The 14,921-nt window shown below is 55.3% G+C and carries 13 protein-coding genes; 8 read left to right on the top strand and 5 right to left on the bottom strand.

From position 1 onward, the window contains the following. Nucleotides 1-239: 239 nt before the first annotated feature. Genes cobA through cysC form a run of 5 tightly spaced genes read left to right on the top strand, consistent with a single transcriptional unit; the run spans nt 240 to nt 5,789 of the window. A complete protein-coding gene (cobA, locus tag N512_RS0109950) occupies nt 240-1,061 on the top strand; it encodes a uroporphyrinogen-III C-methyltransferase (RefSeq protein ID WP_028780230.1) in 822 nt (273 codons plus the stop codon). A gap of 18 nt (nt 1,062-1,079) precedes the next feature. Further along, complete coding sequence (cysD, locus tag N512_RS0109945) at nt 1,080-1,988, top strand: sulfate adenylyltransferase subunit CysD (protein WP_028780229.1); 909 nt, start codon at nt 1,080-1,082, stop codon at nt 1,986-1,988. Beyond that, complete coding sequence (cysN, locus tag N512_RS0109940; RefSeq protein WP_028780228.1) at nt 1,988-3,403, top strand: sulfate adenylyltransferase subunit CysN; 1,416 nt, start codon at nt 1,988-1,990, stop codon at nt 3,401-3,403. The genes cysD and cysN overlap by 1 nt, the downstream gene beginning before the upstream one ends. A 1-nt stretch (nt 3,404) precedes the next feature. Next, on the top strand, nt 3,405-5,141 hold the full coding sequence (locus N512_RS0109935; RefSeq protein ID WP_025009978.1) for an SLC13 family permease: 1,737 nt from the start codon (nt 3,405-3,407) through the stop codon (nt 5,139-5,141). Between the two features lie 9 nt (nt 5,142-5,150). Further along, nucleotides 5,151-5,789 carry an adenylyl-sulfate kinase gene (gene cysC / locus N512_RS0109930; protein ID WP_025009979.1) on the top strand — a complete coding sequence of 213 codons (639 nt, stop codon included), beginning with the start codon at nt 5,151-5,153 and terminating at the stop codon, nt 5,787-5,789. A 14-nt stretch (nt 5,790-5,803) separates the two neighbouring features. Here the strand turns inward: cysC and N512_RS0109925 are convergent, their stop codons facing one another. Together N512_RS0109925 and N512_RS22740 are read right to left on the bottom strand one after the other, a co-directional pair. Beyond that, a complete protein-coding gene (locus N512_RS0109925; protein ID WP_025886905.1) occupies nt 5,804-6,634 on the bottom strand; it encodes a TIGR03899 family protein in 831 nt (276 codons plus the stop codon). Between the two features lie 65 nt (nt 6,635-6,699). Continuing rightward, on the bottom strand, nt 6,700-7,902 hold the full coding sequence (locus tag N512_RS22740; RefSeq protein ID WP_025009981.1) for an MFS transporter: 1,203 nt from the start codon (nt 7,900-7,902) through the stop codon (nt 6,700-6,702). 309 nt (nt 7,903-8,211) lie between these two features. Between N512_RS22740 and hemG the strand changes: the two genes are divergently transcribed. Beyond that, nucleotides 8,212-8,754 carry a menaquinone-dependent protoporphyrinogen IX dehydrogenase gene (gene hemG, locus N512_RS0109915; RefSeq protein ID WP_028780226.1) on the top strand — a complete coding sequence of 181 codons (543 nt, stop codon included), beginning with the start codon at nt 8,212-8,214 and terminating at the stop codon, nt 8,752-8,754. 12 nt (nt 8,755-8,766) lie between these two features. Further along, the gene (locus N512_RS0109910; RefSeq protein WP_025886906.1) at nt 8,767-9,291 is read left to right on the top strand and encodes a cytochrome b/b6 domain-containing protein; all 525 of its coding nucleotides are present in this window, start codon (nt 8,767-8,769) and stop codon (nt 9,289-9,291) included. A 63-nt stretch (nt 9,292-9,354) separates the two neighbouring features. On the opposite strand, the gene N512_RS0109905 is transcribed toward N512_RS0109910, so the two are convergent. After that, nucleotides 9,355-10,971 carry an AMP-binding protein gene (locus N512_RS0109905; RefSeq protein WP_037474667.1) on the bottom strand — a complete coding sequence of 539 codons (1,617 nt, stop codon included), beginning with the start codon at nt 10,969-10,971 and terminating at the stop codon, nt 9,355-9,357. A 235-nt stretch (nt 10,972-11,206) separates the two neighbouring features. Here N512_RS0109905 and N512_RS0109900 point away from each other — a divergent pair, with 235 nt between their 5' ends. Beyond that, on the top strand, nt 11,207-11,776 hold the full coding sequence (locus N512_RS0109900) for an NADPH-dependent FMN reductase (RefSeq protein ID WP_028780224.1): 570 nt from the start codon (nt 11,207-11,209) through the stop codon (nt 11,774-11,776). A gap of 49 nt (nt 11,777-11,825) precedes the next feature. Here the strand turns inward: N512_RS0109900 and ccoG are convergent, their stop codons facing one another. Further along, the gene (gene ccoG / locus N512_RS0109895) at nt 11,826-13,232 is read right to left on the bottom strand and encodes a cytochrome c oxidase accessory protein CcoG (RefSeq protein WP_028780223.1); all 1,407 of its coding nucleotides are present in this window, start codon (nt 13,230-13,232) and stop codon (nt 11,826-11,828) included. Between the two features lie 184 nt (nt 13,233-13,416). Continuing rightward, nucleotides 13,417-14,871 carry a sigma-54 interaction domain-containing protein gene (locus tag N512_RS0109890; protein WP_051472743.1) on the bottom strand — a complete coding sequence of 485 codons (1,455 nt, stop codon included), beginning with the start codon at nt 14,869-14,871 and terminating at the stop codon, nt 13,417-13,419. Nucleotides 14,872-14,921 lie beyond the last annotated feature (50 nt).

Raw genomic sequence — 14,921 nt, 5'->3', positions numbered from 1 at the left:
GCCAAAAGCGGCAGTAGACAATAGGAAATTTCAGTAATCCACTTCCGCTTTGATTTTGTAATCTATTGAAAATAAAAAGTAATGTTTTTTATTAACAGATTTCTCAGTCTCCGGGCGCTTTCTTGTTACCGCGATTCTTGTCTATATATCTAAAAGTAATAACAACTAATGATTCTCTATTTATAGTGGAATATAAGTAGCCGCTATATTGCTTACATCAGCAAGATGGGGAATAGCGCATGGAATTACTGACACTGCCCGGCAAGCGGGCCAAGGGCAAAGTTTATCTGCTTGGAGCCGGTCCCGGCGATCCTGAGCTATTGACCGTCAAGGCTTGGCACCTGCTGCAGCGCGCCGATGTGGTGCTGTTCGATGCCTTGGTCAGTCCCGAGATCCTGGCGCTGATCCCCGAAGGTGCCGAGCGCATCGCCGTGGGCAAACGGGCCGGTGAACACAGTGCTTCCCAGAGTGAAATCAACCGTTTGTTGCTGACCAAGGCTTTTACCCGTCAAACCGTGGTCAGGCTCAAAGGGGGCGATCCCTTTATCTTCGGTCGCGGCGGCGAGGAGTTGCAGACTCTGGCACAGGCCGGCGTCGCCTTTGAAGTGGTGCCTGGCATCACGGCCGCCAGCGGTACTGCCGCCTATGCGGGTATTCCCTTGACCCACAGGGATTTTGCCCAAGGGGTCAGCTTTATTACCGGTCATTGCCAGCTGCAAAACCGCCCCATGGATTGGCAAGGCTACGCCAACCCGGCCAACACCCTGGTGGTGTACATGGGGATCCTCAATGCCGGGCTCATTCAGCAACAACTGATTGCCCATGGTCGCAGCCCGCAGACGCCGGTGGCCATAGTATCCAAGGCCACGACCAGACAGCAGCAGCGTGTTATCGGCACTCTGGAGCAGTTGCAAACCCTGGCTCAGGACTCGCGGGTAGTGATGCCGGCGCTGATGATCATAGGCGAAGTCGTCGCTCTGGCAGACAGCCTCAGCTGGTTTGAACCCGAGGCGGCGAATAATGACCAGCAACTACAACATGATGCTGCTACAGCACTTTGAATCAATTGGAGAAATAAGATGTCAGGGCCAGTGTTGAGTCACCTTGAACAGTTGGAAGCCGAGAGCATCCAGATCTTTCGCGAAGTTGCCGCCGAATTCGACAACCCGGTGATGTTGTACTCCATCGGCAAGGATTCTTCCGTGCTGTTGCATCTGGCACGCAAGGCCTTTTATCCGGGCAAGATCCCATTCCCCTTGCTGCATGTGGATACCGACTGGAAGTTTCGCGAGATGATACGTTTTCGTGATCAGGCGGCCGAGAAGTACGGCTTCGAGCTTCTGGTGCACAAGAATCCGCAAGGCCTGGCGATGGGCATGAATCCCTTTACCTTCGGCTCGGCCAAGCACACAGACGTGATGAAGACCGAAGGCCTGAAACAGGCCCTGGATAAATACGGTTTCGATGCCGCCTTTGGCGGTGCCCGCCGCGACGAGGAGAAGTCCCGCGCCAAAGAGCGTGTCTATTCCTTTCGCGATCGCCATCACCGCTGGGATCCCAAGAACCAGCGCCCCGAGCTGTGGCATACCTATAACGGCCAGGTCAACAAGGGGGAGAGCATCAGGGTCTTCCCGCTCTCCAACTGGACCGAGTTGGATATTTGGCAATACATCTATCAGGAAAACATCGACATAGTGCCGCTCTATTTTGCCGAGCAGCGCCCGGTGGTGGAGCGCGATGGCAGCCTGATCATGGTCGATGACGAGCGGATGCCGCTCAATGAAGGCGAAGTGCCCGAGTATCGCCGGGTGCGTTTTCGCACTCTGGGGTGTTATCCCCTGACCGGCGCCATAGAGTCCAGTGCCGCGACACTGGCAGAGATTATCGAAGAGATGTTGCTGTCCCGCTCCAGTGAGCGTCAGGGACGGGTCATCGACAGGGATTCGTCCGGGTCGATGGAAAAGAAAAAGCGTGAGGGGTATTTCTAATGTCGGTTGCACAACAAGTCAATGAGCTGGGTATAGAGCAATATCTTAAAAATCAGCAGCATAAATCGCTTTTGAAGTTTCTGACCTGTGGTTCCGTGGATGACGGCAAGTCGACCCTGATAGGCCGTTTGCTGCACGACAGCGCCCAGATCTATGAAGATCAACTGGCGGCACTGCACAAGGATTCCAAGAGCCATGGCACCACGGGCGAAGCTGTGGATCTGGCTTTGCTGGTGGATGGCCTGCAGGCCGAGCGCGAGCAGGGGATCACCATAGATGTGGCCTATCGTTACTTCTCTACCGAGAAACGCAAGTTCATCATTGCCGACACTCCCGGGCATGAGCAGTACACCCGCAATATGGCGACCGGCGCTTCCAACTGCGATCTGGCGATTATTCTGATCGACGGTCGCTACGGGGTGCAGACCCAGACCCGCAGACACAGCTTTATCTGCTCTCTCTTGGGGATCAAGCAGTTCATCGTGGCCGTCAATAAGATGGATCTGCTGGATTTCAGTGAGGAGCGTTTCGAGGCGATCAAGGCCGACTATCTGGCGTTTGCCGGCCAGTTGCAGTTGGACGATATCCACTTTGTACCGCTGTCGGCACTCGATGGCGACAACCTGGTGAACCGCTCGGCGCGCACCCCTTGGTATCAGGGCGAAACCCTGCTTGCCATGCTGGAGAGTGCGCCTGTGACCGGCTTTAACCACGCCTTCGATGCCCGCTTCCCGGTGCAGTATGTCAGCCGTCCCAACCTGGATTTCCGCGGTTTTGCCGGTACCTTGGCCTCCGGCAGTCTGCAAGTTGGCCAGAGGGTCAAGGTGCTGCCTTCGGGGAAAGAGTCGACTATCGCCTCGATTGTCACCTTCGATGGTGAGCTCAAGCAGGGCTATGCCGGCCAGGCACTGACCCTGACCCTGAGTGATGAGATTGATATCAGCCGCGGCGATGTGATAGTGCCGGCGGCGAGCCCTGTGGGCGTTTCCAACCGGCTGCTGGCCAAGGTGGTGTGGATGCACGAGCAGCCGCTGACACCCGGCAAGCAGTACAACATCAAGCTGGGAACCAAAAAGGTGCCAGCCAGTGTCAGCCGCATACTGCACAGCATAGATGTGAATACCCTGGCACAGGACAGTGTTGCCGAGCTGAGCCTCAACACCATAGCCCTGGTTGAGCTGGAGCTGAGTGAGGCCGTGGTGTTCGATGCCTATAGTGACAATCGCGATACCGGCGGTTTTATCTTTATCGATCGCATCAGCAATGTCACTGTCGGTGCCGGTATGGTGCAGCAGGCGCTTGAGGAAACTGAAAAAACGACCCATTTCAGTGAGTTTGAATTGGAACTCAATGCCTTGATCCGCAAGCATTTCCCCCATTGGCAGGCGCTGGATATCCGCGCTCGGGGAGACTGAATTGTCTGAAACCTGGATCCTGGGGTTAATACTGCTCGCGCTGGTGGCCGGACTCGTCAGTGGTCTGGCATCACCGGCCATGCTGTTTACCATAGCGGCGCTGCTCAGTTACCTCTTGGGTATGCTGGAGCTTGAGTCGCTGCTGGGCAGTTTTACCAACGCCAGTCTGGTGACTCTGGTGCTTCTGGTGCTGGCAACCACGGCACTGGAGAAGACGCCCTTGCTCGGTAGGCTCAGCCAGGTCATAGGCTCAGGCTCCTTGGGGCTGACCATGGCCAAGCTGGGGTTTTCCACTGCGTTGCTGTCGTCTTTCACCAACAATACTGCAGTGGTGGCCTCGCTGATTGGCGTGGTGCGTCGCAATCAGCAGCATGCACCGGCCAAGTTATTGCTGCCCTTATCCTACGCGGCGATTTTGGGCGGCACCCTGACCCTGATTGGCACCTCGACCAACCTGATAGTGAACTCCTTTGTTGAAAACGCCGGGCTGAAACCCCTGGGCTTTTTTGAGTTTTCCTTGATTGGCCTGGCCGTGGTGGTGGCCGGTATCGCGCTTTTGGTGTTGCTGTCACACTTGTTGCCCGATGGCGATGAGCAACATGGTGATGAAAGTCTGCCCTATCTGTTGGAAGCCAAAGTGCTGCCCGGCTCGACCCTGGTGGGCCGCAGCGTGCAGGACAACAGACTCAGAGCCCTGAAAAAGCTCTATCTGGCTGAGCTCGAGCGCAGCGGCATTCGCATCTGCCCTGTGCCGCCGCAACTCGTGCTGGCCGCGGGGGATGTGCTGCGCTTCAGCGGCGCGGTGGAGTCGGTGGAGTTGTTGCATCAATTCGATGGTTTGGAGTGGTTCGGCAAGCAGCAGGCCAGGGGCCAGAATCTGGTGGAAGCCGTGCTGGCGCCGTCTTCGGCTTTGGTGGGCTCTTCGCTCAAGGCCTCGCGATTTCGGGAGCAGTTTGATGCCGCCGTAATGGCGATTCGCCGCGGCCATCATCCACTCAAGGGCGGCTTGGGCGACATAGTGCTGCAGGCCGGAGATGTGTTGCTGTTGACCCCGGGTGATGGCTTTGGCCGTAATCCGCGTCTCAGTACCGACTTTGCCGCGGTCAGCGGCCTGGACTTGAGTGTCAGGCTGGACAGTCGCCGCAGTCAGTGGGTGCTGGCGGGCTTTGTGCTCACCATAGCTGCCAGTCTGCTGGGCTGGCTGCCGCTGGCCAAGGGGCTGGTGCTCTTGCTGCTCAGTTATCTGGCGATAGGTGCGGTGACCCTGGGCGAGCTCAAACGGCGGTTCCCGCTGGAGCTGGTGTTGATTGTCGGCAGCGCCCTGAGTCTGGCCAATCTGATGTTGGATACCGGCTTGGCCAAAGGGATGGCCGATACTCTGCTCGGCGCCTTTTCCGGCTTTGGGGTCTTTGGCGCCTTTGTCGGGGTTTATTTGTTGACCTTGCTGTTGACCGAACTCATAACCAATAACGCGGCGGCGGCCTTGGCTTTTCCCGTGGCCTATGCGATTGCGACCAGCTTCGGGGTCGACAGTCGGCCCTTTATTCTGGCAGTGGTGTTTGGTGCCAGCGCCAGCTTTATTTCGCCCTATGGCTACCAAACCAATCTGATGGTGTTCAACGCCGGTAATTACCGCTTTATTGATTTTGTGCGCTTGGGGCTGCCGCTGTCGCTGCTTTACTCGGCGATAGTTCTGTTTCTGGTGCCCATGCTGTTCCCCTTTGATGCGGGTCTTTAAGGAGTGACGATGAAGAATTCTACCCAGCCCAATGCCGATATCGTTTGGCATCAGCATGCTGTCGATCAGGCGGCCAGGGCAGCCCAGAAGGGCCAACAACCTGTGCTGCTCTGGTTCACCGGGCTGTCCGGCGCCGGCAAGTCGACCCTGGCAGGCGCCCTGGAGCGGGCACTGTTCGAGGCGGGGTTTCATACCTATCTGCTCGATGGCGACAATGTGCGTCATGGTCTTTGCAAAGATCTCGGCTTCAGCGCCGCCGATAGGGATGAAAACCTGCGAAGAGTGGGCGAAGTGGCGCACCTGATGGTGGATGCCGGTTTGCTGGTACTGTCGGCCTTTATCTCGCCGACCCGGGCCGAGCGTGATGCCATTCGCTGCCGGTTTGCCGCGGGGCGTTTTATCGAAGTGCATGTTTCCACGCCACTGGCTGTGTGTGAGGCCCGCGATCCCAAGGGCTTGTATCAGAAGGCGCGTAAGGGGGAAATCCGTGACTTTACCGGAATTTCGGCGCCCTACGAAGAGCCGCTGGCTGCCGAGTTGACCATAGATACCAGCAAGGGCGATCTCAATACCCAGGTGCAGGCATTGCTGGATTACCTTTCTGCCTTGGAAGTGATCCCGTCGACGCGATTACAGGCCAGCGCCTGAGGCTCAGTTGATGCCTAACTGATGCTGAAGTCTTTGGTAAACAAGGCCTTCAGCGCATTGATATAGGCTTCGTCTTCCCTTGGACGCACCAAGAGTGCCAGTTCATCGCCCACTGGGGTAAAGCGGTAGTAGCTGAACAGCAGGTGGCCTGATTTTGGGGTCAGCTTCAGGTGTTGCTGTTGGATCTGCAGTTGCAGCGGGCTCTTGCTGTCCAATATGCCGGTCTCGAACTCGCCCCTGTGCAGTATGCCGCCGTCCACCAGGGTGAGTATGCTTGAGTAGGGCATGCCGAATTGCGACAACCCCAGGTTGACCGCGCTGTGTTTACGAAAATACTGGCCTATGCCGCCGCTGACTCTGTAACCACTGATAAGCTTGAGTCGGCTCTCATTGTTGACCTTGACCGCCATTCCCAGCGCTTTTTCCAGTATGTGTGCCTCTCTCAAGGTCAACTGTTTCAGGGTTGCCAGGGTACGCAGGCTGAAATTGCCTGGATTGATGATTTCACTTGAGAGTATCCGAGCCCATAGATCTTGCATCTTGCGATTGTGGATCTGCTCGGCCATTTGGAAGAATTGATGTACCCAGTCGGGATCCAGCTCCACCCCGGTCACATCGGACGGGGTATAGCTCAGTGCCATGGCGTAGATGTTTTCCAGGTTGCGTTGGTACTGGGCTTGTTGTTTGTCGATGCGAAAGGCCGCCCGTTCGGCGACGCTGGCATTGGCGGGTTTATAGTCCTGCTCAGAGGCGAGTCCCAGCAGGCGCCCGAGGCGCAGTGCCTTCTTGCGGGCCGATGCCTGACCGGGTTCCTCTATTTCTCTGGGGAGTTTTTCCTCTGCCATCTTGATTATCTTCTCGCGAAAACTGTGCTTCTTTATGCATAATTTTCAGTTAGTTGTCCAGTAATTCAGCCGGCTTCCTGCTGTTGGGTTTCTGTAACGAGGGCCTTGTGCCAACTGAGTTCGCGTCCGGGGGCCGGGTCCTTGGGCACCAGGCGTGCCAGCAACAGCGAACAGGCGGCGAGTCCGGCACCGATATAAAACACTGCCGCCGGTGAACTGAGCCAGAGCACTCCGAGCAATACCGGGATCACCACGGCCGCGATATGATTGATGGTAAAACTGACCGACATGGTGGCGGCAATGTCTTTGGGATCGGCAATTTTTTGGAAATAGGTCTTGATGGCAATCGCCATGGCAAACAGCAGATGGTCTATCACATAGAGCGCCGCTGCCATGTGGCCGTCCTCCACCAGGGCATAACTGATAAACAGCAGCACCAGACCGATATATTCCAGGGTCAGGGCGTGCCTTTCTCCTATGCGGCCGATAAAGCGACCTATGGCCGGGGCAAACAGCAGATTGACTACATAGTTGATCAGAAACAGAGCCGTGATCTCACTGACGCTGTAACCGAACTTCTCTACCATCATAAAGCCGGCGAACACCATGAAGATTTGCCGTCTGGCTCCCGAGAAAAAGGTCAGCAGGTAATAGAGCCAGTAGCGTTTTCTGAGGATGATTTTCTTGTGCTGAACTTCGCCGGTATCGAACCTGGGGAAATAGCAGTAGAGAGTGATCACCATCAAAAGCCCCAAGGCGCCTATGAGGCTGTACATCCAGACATAGTCCAGCTTGAATACTGTCATCACCAACCATATGCTGCCGTAACCTCCCAGGGCGGCCGCGGCGCGCCATGACATGGCCTTTCCCATAAAACCGGCTGTCTGGGACTTGTCGACCCATTGCAGGGTCAGGGATTGATTGATGGTTTCAAAGTAGTGAAAGCCGACCGACATTAAAATGGTCGTCAGATAGAGCCCCAATACCTGGGGAAAGAAACCGGTAATGCCCACCCCGATACACAGCAGCGCCAGCGACAACAGGGCGAAGGCCTGTTCTTTGATCAATAGCAGCACAAAAATGGCGCTAAAAGCCAGAAACCCGGGAACCTCCCTGAGGCTTTGCAGCATGCCTATTTCGGCGCCGGTAAATTGTGCTCTTTCAATAACAAAGTTGTTCAGCAGGGCCTGCCAGACGGCGAATACCAAGGACATGACAAAGGTCATCCACAGTAGCAAGGCCTGGGGATTGCGTGTTGGTTGCTGCATCTTGTTTCGAACATGGCTGGGGAGTATCAGCTTATGCTAATGCCTGAACCTGGAGATAACCAGAAAACTTTGTTGAAAAATATTATCCGCCTGTAAAGCCACTGTAGCGCCAGGGTTCCACTGCCATAGCGGCTTCTTGAGGGGCGGTTACTCAAAGGGTCCCACAGCGGTTATTTTTTGTGAACTACCCGGTATTTCCGCGGCTTGGACAGCGTTTCGCCCTTTGGCCGTGATCTGTTTCATGTAAATAAGCTAATGGATCACCTAAGATGACACCAGTACTAAGAGATTGAACTACTAGGGGTTAAGGTGAGCAAGACTCTTCTGCTGTATTCCAGCGTGCATGGTCAGACCCGCAAGATCTGTGACGTTATGGCAAAGCAACTTGGCGCTCTGGGGCAGCAAGTGACCATGGCGGCGATTGATGATGCGCCGGATCTGGCCGATTTTGATCGGGTTGCCATTGGAGCCAGTATTCGTCACGGCAAACACAATCCCGCCGTATTCGACTATATCCGCCAACATCAGCAGCAGTTGGAAAGCAAGGCCAATGGTTTCTTTTCTGTGAGTCTGGTGGCGCGCAAGCCGGAAAAAAATACCCCTGAAACCAACCCTTACATGCAGGCGTTTCTTGCCAAGACTGAATGGAAGCCCAAGCAACTGGCTGTGTTCGGCGGCAATCTGGACTACCAGGGCTACGGGGCCATGGACAGAAATATCATACGTTTCATCATGTGGATCACCAAGGGGCCGACCGATCCCAATACCTGCATCGAATACACAGATTGGGGCAAGGTGCAGGAATTTGCCGAGCAATTGGCGGTGCAAACTCTGATCTCCAGGGCGGGTTAAAGCGAGGCTGAAATGGCTCTGTTGCAACGTCTTTGGCGCTTTTATAGTGCCCATCAACACTTGTTGTTAATCCTCTTGTGCCTGTTTCTGGTGCTGTGCAGTGGCAGTCTGATGATGATCCGCAGCATCAGGGCCAGCGCCGGCTTCTGGGATCTGAGCCATGTTTATCTCGGGCTCCTGTGCGTTCCTTTGTCGCTGACATTTCTTGTGAGCAACTGCACCTCGGGCCGCTGGCGCCAGTATTTCAGCCTGTTTATCGGTGATTGGCGTCAGATAGGCGCCGATATCGGCGGCTTGTTTAAAGGCAAGTTACCGGTCGCCGGAGGCAAGGGGCTGTTCAGCCTGATAGAAGGGCTGGGGATGTTGCTGCTGCTGGGTGTGGCCCTGACCGGCCTGCTCTGGTATTTGACCCAAGGCTCCAGTGATGCGCTGTTCTGGCGAGGCTGGCACAAACATCTGGCTCACGGTTTTATTGGCTTTTTGATAGTGCACGCCATCTGTGCCCTCAGTCACCTGCTTGACTTCTTTCGTCAGTAGGGCGCTTAAAGTAAAAAGCTTTGACAATAAAAATGCCGCTTAACAGCGGCATTTTTATCTGACTTATTTGCGCAGTTCACGCCTGAGTATCTTGCCGACCGTGCTCTTGGGCAGTTGGGCGACAAACTCTATCACCTTGGGCACCTTGTAGGCCGCGAGCTCCGCTCGGCAGTGTGCCTCTATGGCTGCTTGAGCCTTGGTGGCATCGACCTCAGGTTTGAGCACTATTACCGCCTTGACGGCTTCACCGCTGCGCTCATCTTCAACACCGATAACCGCGCATTCAAGTACCAACTCACAGCGGGCCAGCACGTTTTCGACTTCGTTGGGGTAAACATTGAAGCCGGAAACGATAATCAGATCTTTCTTGCGATCCACTATGCTGTGATAGCCATCTTCACTCTCAATGGCGATATCTCCTGTCTTGAAGAAGCCATCCTCTGTCATCACAGCCGCAGTTTCATCGGGCTTTTGCCAGTAACCACTCATCACCTGAGGGCCGCGCACCGCCAGTTCACCGGCTTGACCCGGTGGCAGCGGCTGGTCATTGCCATCGAGAATTTGCACTTGAGTCTCAATAACCGGTTTGCCTATGCTGCCCAGACGTTCCAGTCCTGGCGCGTTGAGGGAGATAACCGGCGAGGTTTCACTCAGGCCATAGCCTTCAGATATGGTGCAGCCAGTGGTTTGTTGCCAGAGTTTGGCCGCCGCTTCGGTGAGGGCGGTACCGCCTGAAATAGTGATCTTCAGATGGGAGAAGTCCAGTTCACGGAAGGCTTGCTGGTGGCACAGACCGACAAAAAGGGTGTTGAGCCCGGCAAATCCGGTAAAGGGATATTTGGCTAAGGTCTTGATCAGCGAGGCTATGTCCCTCGGGTTGGGAATAAGTACCGTCAGAGCGCCGCGCTCGAAGTAAAGCACCAGATTCACCAAAAAGGCGTAAATATGGTAGATGGGCAGCGGGGCGACGAAGATCTCTTCCCCCTGTACCAGGTTGGCGCCGATACGGGATTCACATTGCAGGGCGTTGGCAATCAGGTTTCTGTGGCTGAGCATGGCCCCCTTGGAAAGGCCTGTGGTACCGCCCGTGTATTGCAGCGCCACCAAATCGTCCAGAGTCAGCTCTACTTCGCTGAATTCCAGCTGACGTCCCAGCTCAAGGACCTTGGTGAATTCGATATTTTTCAGGCCGGTTCTGGGCTGAATTTGCGGCTCGATAAGATCCAGCGGGTGGGTGGAAATCACGGTTTCAATCGGGGTGCTGGCAACGACTTTGGCCAGAATGGGCAAGAGATCTGACAGTACCACCAGCGCCTTGGCGCCGGAATCCTTGAACTGATGGATCAATTCCCGCTCGGTATACAGGGGGTTGGTATTCACCAGCACCAGGCCTGCGCGAATTGCGCCATAGGCGGCAATAACGAACTGGCTGATATTGGGTAGCTGGATGGCGATGCGATCGCCGACTTGCAACTGGGTGTTGTGTTGCAGGAAAGCGGCAAAGGCGCGTGAGTCCCTCTCCAGTTCCCGGAAGCTGATGGCCTTGCCGAGGCAGGCAAAGGCGCTCTTGTCGCCGTAACGCTCACAACTACTGACTATCATATCTGCAAGAGAGTCATAGCGGGAAAAATCCAACTGAGTCTGGCTATCGTATACCTGATTCTGTATCACTCTTGTCATCACCTTTTCCTTTGGGATTTGTTATTGTTATTTGGTTTTGAACGCTTATTTAGCCCTGATATTAACTCTGGCCCCTGTCTCCCCCGAGACTTTCTGCGCTGTGCTGAATGCTGCGCCAAAAAGTTTTGCAACGATCTGGATTCAGGTTAGAGGCAAAGCGCAGCCAAGGCAATGGTGGCGAATGAAAAATCCTGTTCAATAAATAGGTTAATCGACTGTAATTAAGGATAAAAACATGCAGCAACTGCGGATAAAGATTATTTCCGGTAGCCTGAGAAAAGGCTCGTTCAACACCCGTCTGGCCCATTATGCCGCCGCCGTGGCCGCCGAGCTGGGGCTGGAGTCTGAGGTGCTGACACTGAATGCGTTTCCCATGCCCCTGCTCAATCAGGATGATGAGGCAGAATTTGGCGCCCCCGAAGCTGCCGTGGCACTCAAGGGAAAGCTGTTGCAGAGCGATTGTCTGGTGCTGGTGTGCCCCGAGTACAATGGCTCCATAACTGCGGCCTTGAAAAATGCCATCGATTGGCTGTCCCGCCCGGCAACTCAACCCGCGGGCAATGTATTTGCCGGTAAATGGGTGGCCCTGATGGCGACAAGCCCGGGAGCACTCGGGGGGCTCAGAGGCTTGACCCCGGTCCGCGAGCTGATGTTCAACCTGGGGGCGCTGGTATTGCCCGAGCAGTTGGCGCTTGCCAAGGCTCACGAAGCCTTTACCGAAGATGGTTCTCTGCTGGGAGATTACCAGCAGAGCAAGGTGAAAAGCATACTGCAGGGGCTGATTGCCCAGCAGAGTAAAGGATAAAAAAGCGGGCGGCGAAGCAGGGTGAAACACTTCGCCGCCCTGAGGCAACTCAAGGGGCAAAAAATACCGACTTCTGGCTGACGCTATTATCTGGTGCATCGGCCTCAGTCACTTTAAACAGCAGATTGCTGCGGTTGTTGTCGATTTGCGCCACAGGCACAGTCAGGGTCAGCGGCAATTCATACTGCTCGCCGGCGGCGATGTGAACGCTATTGGTCGACAACTTATAGGGCAGGGCGCCGCTGATCTCTATCTGGTAGTGCTTATCCTGCTGGGTCTTATTGCGTATTTTCAGCAGATAGCTGTTTTCTATGCCGTCATCCAGGGTTTCCCTGTACAGGCTTTGGCGGTCGCGGATCACATTGAGCGTGATGGGATCCCGCGAGTAGATATCCAGCCCCATGGTGCAGAGTATCGCCAACAAGGCGGCGCCATAGCCAATAAAGCGTTTGCGCTGCCATAGTGGCGGAGTTTGCCCGGTCAGTGACTCTTCACTGGTATAGGAGATGAGCCCAGGGCGATAACCAAACTTGCTCATGGTCTGATCGCAGGCATCGACGCAGGCTCCACAGTTGATGCACTCATATTGCAGGCCGTTACGAATATCTATCCCGGTGGGACACACCTCGACGCAGAGATTACAGTCGACACAGTCGCCAAGCTCTGTGGCTTGCTTGCGCTTTCTTGGGCCACGGCTTTCACCTCGCTGGGCATCATAGGTCACTGTCTTGGTGAAGGAATCGAACATAGCTGATTGGAATCTGGCGTAGGGGCAGCAGTGCAGGCACATCTGCTCACGCATCCAACCGGCATTGAGATAGGTACACAGGGCAAAAAAGTACACCCAGGCGCTATCCCAAAAACCGGCGGAGAAGGTAAAAATCTCCGGATACAGCTGCTTGGCCGGTACAAAGTAGGCGATAAAGCCACAGCCGGTGATCAGAGACATTAACATCCACAGCAGATGTTTGCCGCCGCGCTTGCCGGCCTTACTGACCGTCATGGGCGAGGCATCCAGCTTGATCCTCTGGTTACGGCTGCCTTCCAGCTTCTCTTCTACCCAGGCAAAGCCGAACGTCCAGGCGGTTTGCGGGCAGAGATAACCACACCAGACCCGGCCCCAAAACAGGGTCACAAAAAACAGTGCAAAGGCGGCGGCGATAAAGAACCAGGCCAACAGGGTAAAATCCTGGGGCCAGAGGCTGCTGCCAAAAAAGTAAAACTGTTGATTGGCCAGATCGAACCAGATGGCCTGTCGTCCCTGCCAGTCGATAAAGGGCAGTAACAGAAACAGGGCTATCAACAGGGCGTTGAGGCCGCTGCGCCAACGCTGAAAATAACCGCGTTGGCTACGAAAGTGGATTTTGCCGCCTTTGTGGCTGCTTTTCTTGTCTTGGGGGGAGGGGATAAAAGTGACCGGAATCGCTTCCGATGACTGTCTTGCCTGTTGAACCATGCTACTTCCTGAATGACGACTGACACACGGCTAGGCAATGGCAAGAGGCGTGCCAGTTAAAATGCATGTTTAACTTATTGATTCATATCTAATATTATTTCATTGGGATAAATAAAAGCTCACGACATAGCGTGAGTTGGCGATATATCGTGACTTTTGTGGTTTTTGGTTTTCAGCCTCGGCTTCAACTGCCCTGGCGGCGGATCCCCAGCTTTTGCATCCGGGATCTCAAGGTGCTGGGGGGCAACCCAAGACTGCTGGCCGCGCCCCTTGGACCGGATATTCGCCATTGGCAGGCGTCCAGTGTCGCCTTGATATGGGCCGCTTCCACTTCGGCCAGGGTCTGACCCACGGCCGGCAGCGGCGTATCACTGGGCAAGGGAGCGAGATGCAGTATCGGCTCACGGGCAAGAATGGCTTCCCGTTCCAGCAGGTTTTGCAATTCACGCACATTCCCCGGCCATTGATACTGCATCATCCGCCGCAGACTATCGCCATCAACACCCGCCAGTGGTTTACCCAGTTTCAATGATAGGCTCTTGAGCAGCTGTTGCACCAGCTCAGGGATATCTTCCCGCCGCTGTCTCAGTGCCGGAACCTTGAGCGGAAAGACATTGAGCCGGTAGAAGAGATCCATCCGGAACAGGCCTTGCTCCACCCGCTGCTGCAGATCGTGATGAGTGGCGGCGATCAGCCGAATGTCCACCTTGATACTGTCACTGCCGCCGACGCGTTCAAACTCCTGCTCCTGAATAACCCGTAGCAGCTTGGACTGAGCCTCGAGACTGAGCTCGGCCACTTCATCGAGGAACAGGGTGCCTCTATGGGCCAGTTCGAAGCGTCCCTTGCGCCGCTGGCTGGCGCCGGTAAAGGCACCTTTCTCATGGCCGAACAGCTCACTCTCCAAGAGTCCGGCAGAGAAGGCGGCGCAGTTGACCGAGATCATAGGTTTGTCTTTGCGGCTGCTGAGCCGGTGCAACTGGCGGGCGACCAGCTCCTTGCCTGTGCCGTTTTCCCCTTGGATCAATACGGTACTGTCGGTATTGGCCACCAGGCGCAGCTGTTTGAGCAGGGTTTGGATCATCGGGCTGTTACCGGCGATCTGCTGGCTGCCCGTCTTGTCTTCCAGCTCGGCCTGCAGCCAGGAGTTTTCCGAGGCCAGCTGTTCCGACAGCGCCTGCACCTGTTCCAGCGCCTGACGCAGCGACAACTCGGTTTGCTTTTGCAGACTAATGTCGCGAAATATCGCTACTACACCCTTGAGCTTACCGTCCTGCCACACAGGCGTGGAACTATAGTGTACGGGAAAGCAGCTGCCGTCCTTGCGCCAGAAGACCTCTGTGGTGATTTCTCTGGCTTTACCATCTTTAAGCGTCTGATAGATTGGGCAATCTTCGTGGGGGTAGACACTGCCATCGGCGTGGCTGTGGTGGTGAAAGTCGTGGATCTTGCGCCCCAATAGCTCGGCGGCGCTCCAGCCGGTCATCTTCTCGGCGGCCGGGTTGATAAAGACGGCATTACCTTTAAGATCAAAACCATAAATGCCTTCACTGACGGCATTGAGCAAGAGGCGGTTTTCGGGCAAAAAGCTGTTTGAGTCAGACAAGGGCGGCTCCTTCGGCACTGATGACTGCGCCAGTATAGAGCCGCTTACAGGGCTTGTCAGTACAGATGCACGATATATCGTGC

This window comes from Shewanella sp. 38A_GOM-205m (assembly GCF_000518445.1).
Classification (GTDB): Bacteria; Pseudomonadota; Gammaproteobacteria; order Enterobacterales; family Shewanellaceae; genus Shewanella; species Shewanella algae.
This window is presented reverse-complemented; position numbering and strand designations above follow the sequence as displayed.